This window comes from Tissierella sp., from assembly GCF_032104385.1.
Lineage (GTDB): Bacteria > Bacillota > Clostridia > Tissierellales > Tissierellaceae > Tissierella.
In genome coordinates this window covers 95,322-113,731 of sequence record NZ_DAMCHJ010000006.1, presented here as the reverse complement: position 1 = coordinate 113,731, position 18,410 = coordinate 95,322, and the positions used below count along the sequence as shown (strand labels likewise).

At 29.8% G+C, this 18,410-nt stretch carries 15 protein-coding genes; 4 read left to right on the top strand and 11 right to left on the bottom strand.

The window, feature by feature from the left end; genetic code table 11:
* Nucleotides 1-29 precede the first annotated feature (29 nt).
* Nucleotides 30-1,409, top strand: coding sequence for a sodium-dependent transporter (locus RT714_RS08015; RefSeq protein WP_313757055.1), 1,380 nt, complete (start codon nucleotides 30-32; stop codon nucleotides 1,407-1,409).
* A 44-nt stretch (nucleotides 1,410-1,453) separates the two neighbouring features.
* On the opposite strand, the gene RT714_RS08010 is transcribed toward RT714_RS08015, so the two are convergent.
* The 5 genes from RT714_RS08010 to RT714_RS07990 all read right to left on the bottom strand — a co-directional run bounded on the left by RT714_RS08010 (nucleotide 1,454) and on the right by RT714_RS07990 (nucleotide 10,333).
* On the bottom strand, nucleotides 1,454-3,262 hold the full coding sequence (locus tag RT714_RS08010) for a thioredoxin domain-containing protein (protein WP_313757054.1): 1,809 nt from the start codon (nucleotides 3,260-3,262) through the stop codon (nucleotides 1,454-1,456).
* 135 nt (nucleotides 3,263-3,397) lie between these two features.
* Nucleotides 3,398-7,735, bottom strand: a complete 4,338-nt coding sequence (gene polC, locus RT714_RS08005; RefSeq protein WP_313757053.1) for a DNA polymerase III subunit alpha — start codon at nucleotides 7,733-7,735, stop codon at nucleotides 3,398-3,400.
* Between the two features lie 129 nt (nucleotides 7,736-7,864).
* Entirely contained in the window at nucleotides 7,865-9,118 is a 1,254-nt protein-coding gene (gene uvsE, locus RT714_RS08000) for a UV DNA damage repair endonuclease UvsE (protein WP_313757052.1), read from the bottom strand.
* 648 nt (nucleotides 9,119-9,766) lie between these two features.
* Nucleotides 9,767-9,931 carry a hypothetical protein gene (locus RT714_RS07995; protein WP_313757051.1) on the bottom strand — a complete coding sequence of 55 codons (165 nt, stop codon included), beginning with the start codon at nucleotides 9,929-9,931 and terminating at the stop codon, nucleotides 9,767-9,769.
* 66 nt (nucleotides 9,932-9,997) lie between these two features.
* On the bottom strand, nucleotides 9,998-10,333 hold the full coding sequence (locus RT714_RS07990; protein WP_313757050.1) for a DUF6054 family protein: 336 nt from the start codon (nucleotides 10,331-10,333) through the stop codon (nucleotides 9,998-10,000).
* A gap of 412 nt (nucleotides 10,334-10,745) precedes the next feature.
* Here RT714_RS07990 and RT714_RS07985 point away from each other — a divergent pair, with 412 nt between their 5' ends.
* Nucleotides 10,746-11,171 (top strand): Fur family transcriptional regulator, encoded by a 426-nt coding sequence (locus RT714_RS07985; protein WP_313757049.1) that lies wholly within the window; start codon nucleotides 10,746-10,748, stop codon nucleotides 11,169-11,171.
* Between the two features lie 15 nt (nucleotides 11,172-11,186).
* The gene (rbr, locus tag RT714_RS07980) at nucleotides 11,187-11,780 is read left to right on the top strand and encodes a rubrerythrin (protein WP_313757048.1); all 594 of its coding nucleotides are present in this window, start codon (nucleotides 11,187-11,189) and stop codon (nucleotides 11,778-11,780) included.
* Nucleotides 11,781-12,090: 310 nt separating this feature from the next.
* Here the strand turns inward: rbr and RT714_RS07975 are convergent, their stop codons facing one another.
* Both RT714_RS07975 and RT714_RS07970 read right to left on the bottom strand, forming a co-directional pair.
* Nucleotides 12,091-12,684 (bottom strand): YdcF family protein, encoded by a 594-nt coding sequence (locus RT714_RS07975; RefSeq protein ID WP_313757047.1) that lies wholly within the window; start codon nucleotides 12,682-12,684, stop codon nucleotides 12,091-12,093.
* 50 nt (nucleotides 12,685-12,734) lie between these two features.
* Nucleotides 12,735-13,634 (bottom strand): LysR family transcriptional regulator, encoded by a 900-nt coding sequence (locus RT714_RS07970; protein ID WP_313757046.1) that lies wholly within the window; start codon nucleotides 13,632-13,634, stop codon nucleotides 12,735-12,737.
* Between the two features lie 304 nt (nucleotides 13,635-13,938).
* On the opposite strand from RT714_RS07970, the gene RT714_RS07965 reads away from it, so the two are divergent.
* On the top strand, nucleotides 13,939-15,162 hold the full coding sequence (locus RT714_RS07965) for a cation:proton antiporter (RefSeq protein WP_313757045.1): 1,224 nt from the start codon (nucleotides 13,939-13,941) through the stop codon (nucleotides 15,160-15,162).
* 37 nt (nucleotides 15,163-15,199) lie between these two features.
* Here RT714_RS07965 and RT714_RS07960 read toward each other — a convergent pair whose 3' ends face one another.
* The 4 genes from RT714_RS07960 to RT714_RS07945 all read right to left on the bottom strand — a co-directional run bounded on the left by RT714_RS07960 (nucleotide 15,200) and on the right by RT714_RS07945 (nucleotide 18,403).
* Nucleotides 15,200-16,189 carry a type II CAAX endopeptidase family protein gene (locus RT714_RS07960; protein ID WP_313757044.1) on the bottom strand — a complete coding sequence of 330 codons (990 nt, stop codon included), beginning with the start codon at nucleotides 16,187-16,189 and terminating at the stop codon, nucleotides 15,200-15,202.
* A gap of 187 nt (nucleotides 16,190-16,376) precedes the next feature.
* Nucleotides 16,377-16,556, bottom strand: coding sequence for a hypothetical protein (locus RT714_RS07955; protein WP_313757043.1), 180 nt, complete (start codon nucleotides 16,554-16,556; stop codon nucleotides 16,377-16,379).
* A 232-nt stretch (nucleotides 16,557-16,788) separates the two neighbouring features.
* Entirely contained in the window at nucleotides 16,789-17,883 is a 1,095-nt protein-coding gene (locus RT714_RS07950; RefSeq protein ID WP_313757042.1) for a hypothetical protein, read from the bottom strand.
* Nucleotides 17,870-18,403 carry an RNA polymerase sigma factor gene (locus tag RT714_RS07945; RefSeq protein ID WP_313757041.1) on the bottom strand — a complete coding sequence of 178 codons (534 nt, stop codon included), beginning with the start codon at nucleotides 18,401-18,403 and terminating at the stop codon, nucleotides 17,870-17,872. The genes RT714_RS07950 and RT714_RS07945 overlap by 14 nt, the downstream gene beginning before the upstream one ends.
* Nucleotides 18,404-18,410: the final 7 nt, after the last annotated feature.

The following is an 18,410-nucleotide window of genomic DNA, read 5'->3' as shown; positions in this document are numbered from 1 at the left end:
AAATTGATTATGCTTAGGAGGAATTTAAAATGATAGACCCAAATAAAAAGAGAGAATCCTTTTCATCTGGATTGGCAATATTCTTCGCTACACTAGGATCTGCAGTTGGCTTGGGAAACATATGGAAATTTCCATATCTTGTGGGAGAAAATGGTGGTGGAGCTTTTGTACTTATCTATTTAACATCTATATCATTAGTAGGTTTGCCTGTAATGATATCAGAATTTTATATAGGCAGAAAAACTAAATCTAATGCTGTTGCTGCTTTTGCAAAACTTAAAGTAAGCCCTTTTTGGAATATTATTGGTTATATGGGAATAATAGCTGCATTATTTATAATGTTTTTTTATAGCAGTGTAGCTGGCTGGGTATATTCATATGTATTTAAAACAATAAAGGGAGAATTTTTCAATCTAGGAAATCTTCCAATCGAAGATGCAACAGAAATAGTTATAAATAAGTTTTCAACCACTGTAAGTGGATCATATTCCCCTATTATTTGGCAGGGAATTGTATTATTAGTGGTTTCTTTAATATTAATTGCAGGTGTAAAAAATGGCATAGAAAAAATTACAAAAACCCTTATGCCTATTTTGTTTATTCTTTTAATTTTATGCTCAATAAGAGCCCTAACTCTAAAAGGAGCAAAGGAAGGTTTAAGTTTTCTGTTCAGTATTGATTTTTCGAAAATAAAACCCTCTGTTATTCTTGCTGCCTTGGGCTTGGCCTTCTTTAAACTTTCTCTTGGCATGGGTACTATGATTACTTATGGAAGTTACTTTACAGATAATAATAATATGATTTATACCTCTGCTAAGGTTGCATTATCAGATACATTGGTATCTGGATTAGCAGGTATAGCCATATTTCCAGTAGTTTTCACATTTGGATTAGCTCCAGATTCTGGCCCTGGTTTATTATTTAGTACTATTCCCTTAGTTTTTTCAAAGATACCATTTGGCAATATTCTACTTATTGCATTTTTTATATTAGCATCTATTGCAGCTACTACAGCAATGATTTCAATGGTAGAAGTACCAGTTGCATTTATGTCTGAGGAATGGAATATTAAAAGAAAATATGCAGTAATAATTATATCTGGAATAATATTTTCAGTAGGTGCATTAACTGTTCATCCCACTAGTATATTTGGAGAGTTTACTTTATTCAAGAAGAACTTTTTTGATTTATTTGACTTTATATCATCCAATATTATGCTGCCTGTAGGGGGACTTCTTATAGCAATTTTTGTTGGTTATTTTGCTAATAAAGATAGTATAATAGATGAACTTTCAAATGGGCATAAATTAAACAACCTAAGAACCATAAACCTTTATTATTTTATTTTAAAATATATATCACCATTATTATTGTTAATTGTACTTCTAAATTCAATAGGAATTATCTAAATAAGTATCATTTTTGGTGCAGTAACCAAAAATGATACTTATTTTTATTTTTTCCCTAATGCAATTAATGAATACAGATATGCAAGAGGATTATTATTTATATCCTCTCCAAAGGCATAAAGTATTTCTTTTGCCCTCTTTTCATATTTTTCTTCTTCGGTTAACTTATATATTTTAACTAAACTCATTATAGCCAAAGAATTACCAGAGGGTATAGCACCGTCATATATATCTTTTGGACGCATTATTAGCTGTTCTGATATATTACTATAGAAAAATAATCCTTCTTCTCTATCATCACCAAATAGTTCTATCATATCTTCTGATAACTTAATTCCCAAATCTAGGTACTTATTTTCCTTTACAGTTTCATATAATTGAAGTAATCCATATATAAAGAAAGAATAGTCTTCTAAATACCCTGTATTATAGGATTCTCCATTTATATGTGTAGATAGTAAATGACCATCTTTATCCATAGAGTTTTCGATAATAAAATCTGCTGATTTTTTTGCTGCTTCACTGTAATTTTCATTATTAAATATTCTAGAAGCATATGCTAAACTAGCTATCATTAAACCATTCCATGAAGTTAATATTTTTTCATCTCTATGTGGCTTAACTCGTTTTTCCCTATATTGAAATAATATTTTATTAGCTTTATCAAGACTCGATTTATCCGACTCTGATATTTCTTCTAAATCATATAATATTAGATTAGGATTATTAGCACCTTCAAAGTTACCTTCTTCTGTAATATCATAGTATTTAGAATATAACTCTCCTAGCTCCTCTCCTAAAACATTTAATACCTCATTATAATCAAATATATAAAACTTTCCTTCCTTACCTTCTGACTCAGCATCTAGTGCTGAAAAAAATCCTCCTTCACTAGAGAACATATCCCTTACTGTAAATCCATATATTTTTTGAGCCACTTCTCTATATAAAGATTTTTTTGTTATTTCATAGGCCCTTGTATAAACTATTCCCAATAATGCATTGTCATAAAGCATCTTTTCAAAATGGGGTATTAACCATTTTTCGTCTACTGAATATCTATAAAAGCCATAACCTATATGATCGAAAATGCCGCCTTTATACATCTTTTCCAAAGTAATTTCTGCCATTTCCAATGCTTCTTTATCATTATTTTTACTGCCATACTCTAAAAGAAACCAAATATATTGAGGCATAGGAAACTTTGGATAAGAACCAAATCCACCATTTTTATTATCAAATATTCTTTTTAATCCATCTTTTACTTTTTTGTCTATTGTTCTTTTTATATTTCCTTCCTCATTTACTAAGTATCTTTTCTTTACTTCATTTAAGATATATTGAGATTCTTCCAGAACCTTATCTCTATCATTTTTCCATAATCTATTAATCTTTTCTAGCAAATCAATTATTCCGGTCATCCTATTTTTCGTTCTCTTAGGAAAATAAGTCCCAACGAAAAAAGGTTTGCCCTCTGGAGTTGCTAAAATATTAAGTGGCCATCCTCCAGAGCCAGTCATGGCCTCAGAAAATATCATATATACTTTATCTATATCTGGTCTTTCTTCTCTATCTACTTTGATTGGAATGAAACTTTTATTTAAGACTTCTGCAACCTCAGTATCTTGGAAAGATTGTCTATTCATTACATGACACCAATGACAAGTACTATAACCTATGGATACAAATAGAGGTTTGTTTTCAGTTTTAGCTTTTGTTAGAGCTTCTTCTCCCCATGGATGCCAATCTACTGGGTTATCTTTGTGCTGTAGTAAGTATGGAGATTTTTCATTAGATAATCTGTTCATAATATCACTATCCTTTAAGTTATTATTATTAAATATTATATCCAATGAGTACTCTGGATATTAAGATAAAAAAAGCACACCACAAATATTAGTCCTCGTCTGATATTTGTGGTGCAAATCAAGCCTGCGATCTTTTTATTTAATATAAATTTTATATACTTGCGTGAAAGGACATAGTTGCTAAATTGCATCAAAAAAACTTATTTGATCACTTTGCGGAAGATCTTTTAAACAGTCAAACTTTTTAAGTGAATCTATAGCCGTATTTCCAATCTTAGCCCGTTTCCTTAAATCTTCTATGGAGCTAAAGGGTTCTTCCTGTGCCGCCTTATATATACCTTCTGCAGCCACAGTTCCCATTCCAGGTATACTGTTTATAGGTGGTCTTAAAGAATCTCCCTCTAGTAAGAATTTTGTTGTATGGGATTTATATAAATCAATAGGCAGGAATTTAATTCCCCTTTCGTACATTTCCAGGACCAGTTCCAGGTCATCATACATATCCTTATCCTTAGGAGCAGCATCATTCCCCATGGATTCAATTTCCTTCATCTTTTCTTTAACCTTTTCTTTTCCAAATATCATAAATTCCGCATCAAAGGCTTTTGCCCTAATTGAAAAATATGCTGCATAATATGCTCTAGGTATATGAACCTTAAACCATGCTATCCTGAAAGCCATCATTACATAAGCTGCAGCATGGGCCTTAGGAAACATATACTTTATCTTTTTACATGAGTTAATATACCACTCTGGAACCTCAAATTCCCTCATTAAATCCTCATACTCTGCCCATTTGGAATCTTTTAAAGCCTTTCCCTTACGAACTGTTTCCATTATCTTGAAGGCAGTATTTGGCGGCAAACCTTTTTTAATAAGATAAACCATAATATCATCTCTAGTACATACTGCCTCACTTATGCTTGTAATTATTTTTGAATCGATTAAATCCTTGGCATTTCCAAGCCATACGTCAGTACCATGGGAAAGTCCAGATATACATATTAAATCCATGAAAGTCTTTGGCATTGTATCTAAAAGCATTCCTCTTACAAATCTAGTGCCAAATTCAGGAATACCAAAGGTTCCTACTTTGGAGTTTATCTGCTCTGGTGTTACACCTAAAGCCTCAGTAGATGAAAATATAGACATGGTCTTTTTATCATCCATAGGTATTTTTTGTGGGTCTACTCCAGTAATATCTTGGAGCATTCTTATAACAGTGGGATCATCGTGCCCTAATATATCTAGCTTTAATAAATTCTCATCAATAGAGTGATAATCAAAATGTGTTGTTATAATATCTGAGTTTGTATCATCAGCAGGATGCTGAACTGGACAAAATTCAAAGATTTCCCGTCCCTTTGGCACAACTATTATTCCCCCAGGGTGCTGACCTGTAGTCCTTTTAATGCCTGTACAGCCTCTTGAAATTCGAAGAATTTCTGCTTTATTTGCGGTTATATTTTTCTCCTCACAATACTTTTTCACATAGCCAAAGGCTGTCTTTTCTGCAATAGTACCTATAGTTCCAGCCTTAAATGTCGTCCCCTTTCCAAAGATAACTTCTGTATACCTATGAGCCTTTGCCTGATATTCTCCAGAAAAGTTTAAATCTATATCTGGCTCTTTATCCCCATTAAAACCTAAGAAAGTTTCAAAAGGTATATCTATACCATCTTTAGTTAAATTTTCGCCACAAACTGGACACAACTTATCAGGTAAGTCAAATCCAAGTTTATAGCCGTAATCTGTAAAATCTGAATGCTTACATTTTGTGCATCTATAATGAGGTGGTAAAGCATTTACTTCTGTTATACCAGTCATATATGCTACAACAGAAGAACCAACGGAACCTCTAGAGCCTACAAGATAACCATCTTCATTTGATTTCCATACCAATTTTTGTGCGATAATATACATTACTGAGAATCCATTCTTTATAATGGAATCCAACTCCCTATCAAGTCTTTCTTGAACAATTTCAGGTAGTGGATTTCCATAGAGCTCATGAGCCTTTCCATAAGTAATATCTCGAATAGTCTGCTCACAGCCTTCTATATGTGGTGTAGCCTTTTCCGATGAAATAGGACTAATTTGTTCACACATATCAGAAATTATATTAGTATTTGTAACCACAACCTCATAAGCCTTTTCCCTTCCTAAGTATGAAAATTCCTCAAGCATTTCCTCTGTAGTCTTTAAATACAAAGGAGCTTGATTGTCTGCATCTTTATATCCTTGACCTGTTTCCAATATACGTCTATATATCTCATCCTCAGGATCTAAGAAGTGAACATCTCCAGTAGCCACTACAGGTTTTTTAAATTTCTCTCCAAGAGCTACAATCTTTCTATTGATTTCCTTCAAGCTTTCTATATTTCCCACTTGCTCATTTCTTACCAAATAATCGTTATTTCCTAAAGGCTGAATTTCCAAATAGTCATACTCCTCTGCAATTGATTCAATTTCCTCCTCGGGTTTTCCTAAAAGTATTGCCTGATAAAGCTCCCCTTCACTGCAGGCACTTCCAAGAATTAATCCCTCAGAATATTTTTTATATATGCTCTTCAAAATACGTGGCCTCTTATAAAAATAATCTAAATGGGAATAAGATACGAGTTTGTATAAATTCTTCAATCCCGTATAATTTTTTGCAAGTATTATAGCATGATAGGTTCTAAGCTTTTTATACTCCTCCTTCTTAGCCTCCTGGCTAGAAGCACATCTATCTATATCCTCAAGAGTTTCAGCTCCCAACTCCTTTAGTCTTTCAATCATAATATTAAATACCTTTACGGTGGTATCCACATCATCTAAGGCTCTATGAGCGACTTCTACCTTTATCCCAAGATTTTTAGCTATTCTTCCCAATTTATAGCTCTTAAAATCAGGAAAGATTTCCCGAGCTAAGGACAGGGTATCTATATATGTAAATTCGAAGTCATATCCCAATATCTTTGCATTATGTCTTAAGAAATTTATATCAAAGTCAGCATTATGTGCAACTAAAACACTATCATTAATAAAATCTAACATTTTAGGAAAAATCTTATCTATAGTTTCTGCATCTTTAACCATATCATCAGTTATATTGGTAATTTCTACAACTCTTTGCGGAATAGACTTTTCAGGATTTACAAATGTGCTAAACTTATCTATTACTTCTCCATCCTTAAGTTTCATAATTCCTATTTCAGTAATTTTTTCTGTTACTGGGGAAAAGCCTGTGGTCTCCAAATCAAGTACACAATATGTAGTATCAATCCCCTGTCCATTAGGTTTTGTTACAGATGGCTTTTTATCTGGTACCAAGTAGGCTTCTACTCCATATATAACTTTCATATCTGGATTATTTCTTCCTAAAAGCTTATGAGCTTCGGGAAAAGCCTGTACCACTCCATGATCAGTTATGGCAATTGATTTCATCCCCCAGCTCATGGCTCTGTTAATTAAATCAGTAGCACTGGTCATAGCATCCATCTGACTCATTTGTGTATGCATATGAAGCTCTACCCTCTTCAATTCAGCATTATCATCTCTTTTAACCTTCTTTATTCCTTCTGTTTCTATTATAGTATTAGCAATAATCTCAACTTCTCCAGAAAACTTACTATAAGCTGCATTCCCACAAAGTCTAACACCTCTGGCTTTCTTAATTTTATCTAATACCCCAATATCATCACTTTTTATAAAGGATTTACATGTTATGGAACTTGAGCCATCATATAAGTCAAAAGAAACTAAAATTTTCCCACTTCTCAGCTCCCTGGATTCTATATTAGATATTTCACCCTCTATGGCTACCTTCCCCTCATATGGTGTAATATCAGTAATTTTTGTTATAGTATCTTTAATTTTAGAGCTTCTGCCTAATATTAAGAATGGATCGTTCTTTTTGTTATTAGTTTCTGCCTTCACATCCTGCTTTCCTAAAGTTTCCTTGGGAAATTTAGAAGCATTATTACTTTGTTGGATGGCAGCCTCTTTTTGTATTAACATAATTTCTTTTGAATACACATCTTCTTGCAGCCTTTTTAACTCTTCATTGCATACTTTATCAATAAAATTTATTTCATATTCTGTATTGTAAAGATTTTTTATAGCCCTATTGATTTCTTTATCATAACTCATAGATCTTAAAAGCTTTGATGCTGGAATTTTAAAATTAAAGTTAATGGTATTTTCAAATACTTCAAATTCACAATTGTTTATAATTGCCTTTAAGACAGGATATTTATCTGACATGACACATATAATATCTCTTAACTCCTCTTCTCTAGGTATCTTATCAATTTCTTCAGCATACTCTACAATGATTTTAGAATCATTTAATGAAAATCTTTCCCTTATAAACTTATTAAGTCCTTCAATTTCTCTAATTTGAATAAATTTATCAGTTCTAATCTTCATCTCCAATGTCTTCTCATCTTTTCTTAAGACTACACCTTCTACTATTGCAGTATTTATATTTCCCTTTGTTTCATAATCATTGAAAATTTCATTTATTCTTTTCATTCTATTCCCTAACCTTTTTATAAATATTTCAACATCATACTATTATACAAGATATACTTATAATTTTAAAGTCGAGATAATTAACAATTATCCAACTAGATTCTCAATAAAGTATATCACGAAAATATATTACAAATGAAAATAATAAGAATTTAAAAGATAAGATTCTTCATATTTTAAAGCCAATTTCCATAAAAATTTTTTTAAAGAATCTTTAGATCTTTTACCTTCCTCGTAGTTTTCTAATAATTTCATAAATTTCTTTTTTTCATCCTCTGTGGAAATTAATTTAAAATATCCCCAGACATGAAGGACGGCATTAACTGTATTACCTATAGTTTCTTCAATATTTAGAGTTTCTTGTATTAATTTGTAAAATTCAATTACAGGATACTCACTTTTATTTTTGAGTAGCCCACGAATTTTATTATAATTTAAATGAGAATGCTCTAATATATTATACTTATACTTGCTCCATTCCAGCTCAAGGGTTTTTATTCTTTTACTTTTTGAAGTACTATTAATACATTTTACTGCTGAAAGATTTTTATCCTTAACTTCAAGCATTATATCTATCTTGTCATCTATTGTTTCAATAAAATTCATAAACTGTTCTATTTCTATAGTATTTGAATGTGCACCTGTTCTCTTGCCTTTATCCTGCTGTGAATAGTGAATTTTCTGAGGTCCATCTTCTTTTTCCCAAGTTTTCTTACATTCCTTTATCCAATATTGATCATCCTTTGAGATATCATATGGCAATACCTGATTATGAAGATTATCAAATACAACAGGAATCTTTAAAGTCCTCCCTATTTCTAAAACTTCTCCTATGTTATAAGATTTATGGTCATTTTCAATTACTAATCTTTCTTTAACTCCTTGAGCAAGTAATTGAAAGTTTGAAACAAAGTTTTTTATAGCCTTGTCTTTATTATTATAAACTCCTCCTATATGAAGTATAATTTTACTTTCTCTGTCCATACCTAGGCTATCTAGTATTCTATTATGGTAGTTTAGGTCTTCAATTGCTCTCAAAACTACATCTTCATTTGGAGAATTTAGCACAGTATATTGTCCCGGATGCATGGAAACTCTCATATCTGCTTCTCTTATTTTAGATCCAATTGAAGATATTTGTGAAAAAAAGACTTCCCACCAAGGTATATTATTTACTGGACTTGAACCAAAGGGAATCAAATCAGAGCTTATTCTAAAAAGTTTTATATTATTCTCAATATTATAATCTATAATATTATTTAATGATTTTAAATTATACTCTATAATTTCTAAGAGCTTTTTTTCATTAGCATTTTTAACCATGCAACTTTTAAAATTTGTCTCTAAAACTCCTACTGTTAAACATGCATATCCTATTCTCATATTTTTTCTCCTTGAACTTTTATAATTATCATTTTATATAAATATATTTTTATTATCTATGTTTATCTTAAATTTATTTTTTATCAACATTCCTATCCTCTAATAATTAAATTTATTATATAGAAATAATAGCTATCCTTCACATTTAATAATATTGAACATATAATGAATTAAATTTAAATGCAAAGGAGTATTATTTATATCCAATAATATTAATCTCAATGATTCTAAATACTTTCAAGAATGGAATAATCCCAAATATCCTAATATAAATAACTGTCCTAATATATCTTGCAACCTACCTAATCCATCAATATATAAACCATATATTGAATACCAAGTTAGTATACGCTAGACTGTTTAATCCCCCTAATTCAGGGATAAATTTGCATGTAACTGTGATGATGAACAAGGAAAGTTTATTTTTCCTCCTGGTGGTTCTTTTTTAGTGTTTTTATCTAATCCAGAAACACCTGATCTAGCAGCTAGTGGAAGAATTGCTTTTGGATGATGGGAAGAACCAATCTATAACCGTTAATAACAAAATAGATTTATAATATTAAAAAGGGATTCTCTCAAAAGTGATTCAATATATCACTTTTGAAAATCCCTTTTTGTTTCTCTTATATAAAATAATACTTTAATATATTATATTATATTTTTATTAATATATATGTTCAATGCCTGTACTGCTTTGAACGACACAAAAATAGCTGAAATATAAAGTAAAATTTCCAATATTGCTTTAATAAAACTTAAAATAATACTTAAATATCCAAGAGCTCCCATAAATCCCCCTATATTTGGCATCATAATAATCTCTCCTTTATTATTATTTAAAACTCAATATAATTTATTGAACATTTATTTAAAAATGAATCAAATAATATATTCTTTTAATACTTCTGGAACAATATTTGCAAAACTTTCAGATGCTCCCCCATCAAAATTAAATAATCCCTTTCCTCCACCACCACTAATATAATGCACTCTTGTAACATCTTCTAAACTATCTATTATAACTGTTAGAGTTAACCTGTTTCCTGCTCGATAATAATGTTTATCAAATACCATTACTATGCATTTCTTATTATCCAAGCTATTAATCTCATATTTATCTAACAATTCCCCAGTGATACTACAATTAACAACTTCCTCATATATTAAATTTACTGTTTTCTCAACGGATATAGATACATTTAGTGTATTATTCATTTTCTATCCCCCTTCGTATAGCTATATTCACATTATAAACTTTAGTACCAAGCTTCAATGTTATATTTCAAAATCAAAATTATTAATACATATAATTTCACTTACACGTCAATAACTAATATCTACCTTTTTATAATCTTGAATTATATACTGTCATTTTATCATAAAGAAATAATTTATGTATTATTAATATATAAATTATTAAATCAATCTATATTAGTTGCTTAGTCAAAAGAAGATCGAAAAAAACTTATAGTAAATCTACAGATAAAGTAAGGATTTGAATAAATATCTTTATTTCAAAAAATAATATGTTGACAAATCATGGAATTAATACTATAATCGTATTTGTAATGGTTACAAATTAGTAATGGTTATAAATATTGATCTTAAAATAAAAGGAAGAATATCTATGGAAATATCAGTCAAAAACTTATCCAATATATTAGCTGGTAAAGGTATAAAACCTACTCACCAGAGAATTAAAATTTTGGAATATTTATTAATAAACAAATGTCACCCCACAGTTGAAATGATTTATAGTGATCTTCATAATGAAATACCTGTCCTTTCAAAGACTACGGTTTATAACACTTTAAACCTGTTTATTGAAGCTCAGTTAGTCAGATTAATATCTATAGACGGCAGTGAAGCCAAGTATGATATTGATATGAAAAATCATGGTCATTTCAAATGTGAATCTTGTAATGAAATCTTTGATTTCCCTATTGATTTAGATAATTTTATTGATAATCAACTGAATAATTTTAAGATTAATGAAAAAAATGTTTATTTTAAAGGTATCTGTCCTAGATGCATTAATAATAAAAAACACTAATATTAGGAGGTAAAAATGAAAAATTTAAAGGGGACAAAAACAGCAGAAAATTTAATGAAAGCATTTGCAGGAGAATCACAAGCTAGAAATCGCTATACATACTATGCTTCTGTAGCGGATAAGGAAGGATTTAAGCAAATTAGAAATATCTTTATTGAAACAGCTGACAATGAAAAAGAACATGCAAAAAGATTTTATAAGTTTTTACTTGCTGGATTAAAAGATGAACTTCCAGCTACTATAAATATAGAAGCTTCTTTCCCAGTTGCTCAAAGTAATACATTAGATAATCTAAAAAGTGCAGCAAGTGGAGAAAATGAAGAATGGGAAGACTTATATCCAGCATTTGCAGATATTGCCGAAGAAGAAGGTTTTCAAGAAATAGCAACTGCATTTAGAGCTATAGCTGATGCTGAAAAAGCTCATGAAACTAGATTTAATAAACTTGCTGAAAATATATTAAATGACAAAGTATTTAAAAAAGAAGAAAAAGTATTATGGAAATGTGGAAATTGCGGATATGTACACGAAGGCTCAAATGCTCCTGAAGTATGTCCTGCTTGTATTCATCCACAAGCACACTTTGAACTTTTTGTAGAAACATATTAATCTAATAAATAATAGCATGGTGAATATTATCTTTTTGTATAATATTCACCATGCTATTATTTATTTGAAATATCCTGTAGCAATTTCTAATTTCAATTCCACCCCTTATATCCTTTTAAAATGGAATTTACAATTTTAATAAATTAATATAGTTAATAAGATATTGCCAAACAATAGACTTATAGAAACAAAGATTATTCATATTTCATAATAAGAATTCTATAAATGTTAGCATAACAATTATTGATACTATATAAAATACATATATATTAATTTTAATAGATCTTTTGTATTCAATCTTGTAGATAGTCTATACTCTTACCCTATCAATAAAATATGATTTAATAACTGCAAGAAACTCTCTTATATATGATTGTAAGACTATCATAAGAGGTGTCTTAGCAGGTAATCCATAGGCTGTTATCCCCAATCTTTTAGCCAGTAACTTTGACCTAAAAATATGATATCTATTAGATGCAATTAAAAGACTTATATTATTGCTATCATTAACTTCTTTTATTTTATCTAAACTAAATTTTAGATTTTCAAAAGTAGTAGTGGATTTATCCTCAACTATTATCCTATCTTTTTCAATCCCATTATCTATTAAATATTTTTCCATAGCATAGGCTTCAGCAACATCTTCATCTAAACCTTGTCCACCTGATACCACTACCTTTACATCTTTATTATCTATTAAATAATCCTTAGCTATTTTAAGTCTTTCTAATAAAGCAGGGGACGGTATATCCCCATATAATCTAGCTCCTAAAACCATAACATAATCCACCTTAACATCTGGAGTTTTTCTACCCCCTATAATAATCAGACTCTCAATCGCAATAAAAATTAACAAGGAAATAAATAATACCAATCTTGCTACTCTATATATTAGCCTTTTCAACTTATCACCTACTTTTCCATTCCACCAATTTTAGAAGTCATTATCCTCTTTTATTTATATAATCTAGCAGTTTCATTATATATTTTAGTGATATCTTGTAAAATATCAGTATGATTAAAATCTTTGTGATATAAAATACTAGTTTCTCTAATCATACTTAAATTCTCAATGGGTAAAATTGTAATTTTACCTTTTTTTAATTCATCTAGGCAGGCACTACGTGCAAGTATAGAAATGCCAAAATCTCGGCGAATTAAGTCCTTTATTGTTGCAATATTATCAACCTCAAGTATAACATTAAAGTCCTCGATTGACATATTAAGACTTTCAAGATGTGCAACAAATAAATTTCTTGTACCAGAGTTAGGTAGACGTAATATCATCTTTTCATTTTTAATATCATTAATCGTTACCATACCTTTTTTTGCAAATCGGTTATTATTTGAAACTACAAGCACCAAATAATCAGTATCCAACAATAATGAATTTATATTTGGATCATTTATATTTCCTTCTACAATTGCCAAATCCAACTCATAATTCATTAACATATTATAAAGATTCTTTATGGACTCAGTAATTATTGTAATGGTAACACCCTTATTTATATTGCAATATTTCGCCAAAACTTCAGCAACAAAGTTACTTTCTGCTGTATGCGTAATTCCAATTGTCAGCCTTGTTGACTGATGATTTTTATCTAACAGACTTTGCTGTAATTTACTATATAATGATTTAATACGCTTAGCATACATAAGTATAATTTCACCTTCAGATGTTAATTTTAGTTCTCCTTTACTGCGATTAAATATTTTAACGCCTAGTTCCTTTTCTAATTGACTAATATGCTGACTCACTGCGGGTTGAGTTAATGAGAGCTCCTTAGCTGCACGAGTAAAGTTGAATGTTTCACAGACCATAAGTAATGTATCCAATTTTGCATCTAACATAAAAAACACCTCTACATTAGTTTTTTTTATCGATATAAAAATAATTATAATTTTACTTTATACATGAATTATTATAATATAATAACAAATTTTCAAACAATTGGCAATTGTAGAGGAGGTAAAGTAAATGTTTATTTTGCCCTACACATTTACAAGTTCCATATATTGCTTTTCAAATACAAGCTTAATTCTATGAAGTTACTATTTGTATTTTTTAATTTAATGCTACATCCTATTTAGTCATTAACTTATTTATTTTTCATTATCTTTGAAAATATTATTTGCTTAAAGGAGTAGTGATGTAATGAACAATTTATTTAGTCAATTTAGTGATATAACAATAATTCTTATCTCTTTATCAACAATGTTGCTTTCTGGCTTTTTATTAACTCGTGTTACAAAAATACTAAGGCTTCCCAATGTCAGCGGGTATATAATTGCTGGTATCTTATTAGGTCCTTATGTTCTCAATATAATACCTATTAATAGAGCAAAGAACATGGGATTTATAGGGGATATAGCATTATCTTTTATAGCTTTCGACGTTGGAAAGTTTCTTAAAAGAGAATTATTCAAAAAAACAGGTATAAGGTCTATAATAATTACCTTATTGGAATCATTACTTGCAGGCATTATGATTGCTATATCTATGCGTTATATTTTTTCATTAAATTGGAGTTTTTCATTATTGCTAGGTGCAATTGCTACATCTACAGCTCCAGCAAGTACAATGATGACAATAAATCAATACAAGGCTCGTGGAGAGTTTGTAAACACATTACTGCAAGTTGTAGCTTTAGATGATGTTGTCTGCTTGATTATATTTAGCATAGTTATTGCTTTTATCAATACAACAGAAACTGGTAATATCTCATTTATTTATGTAATACTACCAATTATATATAATATTGGAGCATTAGTAGTAGGACTTCTATTTGGTATTATGTTAAGTAAATTACTTACTCCAAATAGAAGTAATGATAATCGCTTGATACTAGTGATTGCATTATTACTTGGTATTTCTGGACTATGCTCAATCTTTGATATATCTCCACTTTTATCTTGTATGGTATTTGGGGCAACATATATCAATACAACTCAAGATAAGAATTTGTATAAACAAATCAATAACTTTACTCCACCAATTTTATCGCTATTTTTTATAATATCAGGTATAAACTTAGATATAAGTTCACTTGGAACATTGGGATTAGTAGGAATAGCTTATTTTTTTGTTAGAATTATTGGAAAGTATATAGGGGCATATTTAGGATGCTTTATTACTTCTACAGATAAAAAAATTCGTAATTATTTAGGTCTTGCGCTTATTCCACAAGCTGGAGTTTCTATTGGTCTTGCATTTTTAGGACAGCGAATACTTCCTGTTGATATAGGAAATCGCATGATGACCATTATCTTAGCATCTTCAGTTTTATATGAATTGGTTGGTCCAGCATGTGCTAAGTTAGCATTAATATACTCTGAATCCATCAAAGTAGATAGAATCAAAGCTTTAGAGAAAGTATAGAAGGCAAAAGTTCATGTAAATAGATAAATAGGGCTATTTAAACCCTTATGTCTGATTTCCTATACTCCTTAGCTAATAAGAAGGGCATATATATCATTGAAAAAAGTAATAAATTAAATAATACTGCCTGCCATGTAAATACTATATTAGCTCCAGTAGCACCATATAGCACATAACCAAGATTATTATTAATAAAATGAATCATAGATATAGTCCATATATTTTGAGTCTTTATATATACATATCCAAAGAAAACTGAATAGCCAACACAAACTATTAATTGATTCATAACAGAATAAAAAGATGTTTCTGGACTATAGTAGAACATATTTATTGGTAAATGCCAAATTCCCCAAATCAATCCTACAAGTATTACTCCCTTTCTCTTTCCAATTCTTTCTTGAAAAGCTGGTTGCAGAAAATATCTCCACCCATATTCTTCTCCTAAAAATGCAATAAAGCTAAATGGAAATGAAAAAGGTAAAGAGAATAATATAAACCATGTTTTTAGACTCTTAAATGGTGCTATAAAATCATCAATCTCTCCAGCCAACATTGAAGATATAAATATGGCTGTCAAATATAGAACAATAAATAACAAAATATAGATAATTGATGACTTTATATTACTTCTAAATTTTAATCCAAAGTTCTCTATTTTTTCCTTAGTATCACTGTTATATGCAATAATCAATGAAATGCTACCTACCATAAGCCAAATCTCTAAATGAACATTTGGACTTTGATTAAATCCAAATACTATTACTAAAAGATAAATAATTGATGTAATTGTAAAAAATAAATATGTCAAAAAAAATTTTTTTGGTAATTTATCTCGCCATTTTTTATTTAATAATAAAGCAACCATAACACCAAGAGCAGGGTAATACATTTGTGTTAAAGGGAAAGAATCCACTGAATATGTAGGATATCCTAAACCCATGGCAATCCCCATTATAGATGTTAAGCCAAAAGTAATTATCAAAAATAAAACAAGATCTCGATTTGAAACATTATATTTTCCCAATTTATCACTCCTATAATCTTTTTTCTTTTAAAAATTGTTTCTATATCCTGTTTCGTCCTTAATTTACCTCTTCTTTTAAATTTTATATCCCAATTGATATCATATTATCATATAATATGGTAAATTAATCCACTCACAGCAAATTGTAATTATATTGTAAATAGTTTGTAGTATTGATAAATTTAATTCATGTTCTATCTAAGTTAATAATTATTTTACCATCTACAAACTGAAAAGTCTTGTATTTGCTGATATCTAACTTATTATCCTTTTTATATAAGCCACCCGATTTATATACTGAAAGCATAATGCCTATGAGAAACACATTTATTACTGTAGATATTCCACCATAGGAAATCAACGGCAATGTTAATGGTGCAATTAGTTGAAAACCTGCATTATAAACTTAATTATAACGGAAAATGACACCAATCCTCCTAATACCCCCTTTTGATCTAAGCTAAGTCTAATCATTAGCTATGGAAGTTCATGGTCTTTTTCTAATCTAATTTTTTCCTTATCCCCTCTCTAATTCCTCATTATTATAGTTTTAATGATCTTTATCTTATAAATTCTACACTAATATTGTATCTCTACCTTTATTTTTTTCTATAGGTCATAACTGTAATAACTCCATTATCATCTCTTGAAAAAACAAGAATATTTCCATTATCCATATATCTACTATTAGAAAAACCTACTTGGCCTTCTTCAAATAAATTCTTAATATCTGCTTTAAGTTTATGTTTGGCAAAATAGTAATTAAAAATACCATCTTTGTCTGGAACCACTTTCTGTACAGATTCTGGTATTAATACTGCATCTTTTAATAGCTCTTCTATCTCTGGTAATTCTTCATCTAATACTTCCTCATCATCCCTTAGCAATGTCTGAATATACTTCTCTGCTTCCTTATAATTCCCTTTTGATTGGTCTAAAGGTAAATCAAACAAAGCATTGATTCCTTTATAGTCAGTATTACGACTAATCTCACCTGTTTTCGAATTAAAATTATAGGCTTCGATGACATTAAAATTATCCATAACAGCAATGTACAAGCCTCTGTCTGAAAAAACTTCTATATCATCACATTCCATGGTTCTATACATTACCCTATCTTTTATAAACCAGCTTGCTGCACCATTCATCGTAAAGATATTAAGGTCTTTCGGGTGCTGCCCCTTTATAAAAGGTGAAACAAGAAATGACATTTCATCATATAAAGGATCAAGGGGCTCCGGCATTGGTGTTCCATCTGACTTGGAAATAGCCAGTACAGAATATGTTCTATCAGGAAATATTTCTTTTGCGGAGTGCTTAAAATCACTGATTTCTTTACCAGATACTATTCCCATTAAGGTTATCTTATAATCTCCAATAATCTGAGTCTGATTTATAGCTACAGCTCCTTCACTATCAAAAGCAAGAGCAAGTCCCTTATCCCCTAAATTTTCTGCAATTTCCTTGGGTGTTAATAGCTTCCATGCTGCAAATGCTGAAAGAGATGTTGTTACTATAAGTATAGCAACCACAGCTGATATTGATAATCTCCTTTTATTTATACATTTTATTCTATTTCTCTCTCCTATTTTATTTATAATTTTTTGATTCAAACTATGATCTGGTTCATTGTTTGAAGAAAGTACATGCCATAGCAGTTTATCTATTTTTTCATTTTTTTTAAAATCCTTCATATCCATTGACCTCCATATATTCCTTTATCATTTTTCTAGCCTTGTAAAGCCTACTTTTTACAGTTCCAGTTGGAATTTTAAGTGAGTATGCAATATCTTCAATTGATAATCCAGTATTGTAGTACATATATAAAGGTATTTTCAATTTATCATTCAACGATGCTGAAGCTCTATCAATCATCGTATAAACTTCATTGCTTATGGCTACAAGTTCTGGTGTTGTAGTATCAATCATGTATGACTCATTATCAAAATCATCTTGAAACTCTACCATCTTTGCAATCCGATTCCTCCATCCAAATTTTCTCCATTGATTCTTCCACGTATTTGCTGCAATAGCTATTAGGAAGCTCTTTGGATTTTTAGATTTATCTATTTTATGACATAATTCTGTAGCTTTTAAAAAGGTTTCCTGATACAAATCATCTGCTTGGTGCTTATCTCTTGTTAATTTGTAACAAAATCCATAGACATCCTTACCATAGCTTTCAATTAAATAAGTTAAATCTGCAACATCCAATCCCTTA

Bases quoted from the DNA above. Each gene is read 5' to 3' on its own strand.
- RT714_RS07985 (WP_313757049.1), top strand. From the start codon at position 10,746: ATGGAAATATCAGTCAAAAACTTATCCAATATATTAGCTGGTAAAGGT.
- RT714_RS07970 (WP_313757046.1), bottom strand. From the start codon at position 13,634: ATGTTAGATGCAAAATTGGATACATTACTTATGGTCTGTGAAACATTC.
- rbr (WP_313757048.1), top strand. From the start codon at position 11,187: ATGAAAAATTTAAAGGGGACAAAAACAGCAGAAAATTTAATGAAAGCA.
- RT714_RS07995 (WP_313757051.1), bottom strand. From the start codon at position 9,931: ATGATGCCAAATATAGGGGGATTTATGGGAGCTCTTGGATATTTAAGT.
- RT714_RS08015 (WP_313757055.1), top strand. From the start codon at position 30: ATGATAGACCCAAATAAAAAGAGAGAATCCTTTTCATCTGGATTGGCA.
- polC (WP_313757053.1), bottom strand. From the start codon at position 7,735: ATGAAAAGAATAAATGAAATTTTCAATGATTATGAAACAAAGGGAAAT.
- RT714_RS07965 (WP_313757045.1), top strand. From the start codon at position 13,939: ATGAACAATTTATTTAGTCAATTTAGTGATATAACAATAATTCTTATC.
- uvsE (WP_313757052.1), bottom strand. From the start codon at position 9,118: ATGAGAATAGGATATGCATGTTTAACAGTAGGAGTTTTAGAGACAAAT.
- RT714_RS07990 (WP_313757050.1), bottom strand. From the start codon at position 10,333: ATGAATAATACACTAAATGTATCTATATCCGTTGAGAAAACAGTAAAT.
- RT714_RS07950 (WP_313757042.1), bottom strand. From the start codon at position 17,883: ATGAAGGATTTTAAAAAAAATGAAAAAATAGATAAACTGCTATGGCAT.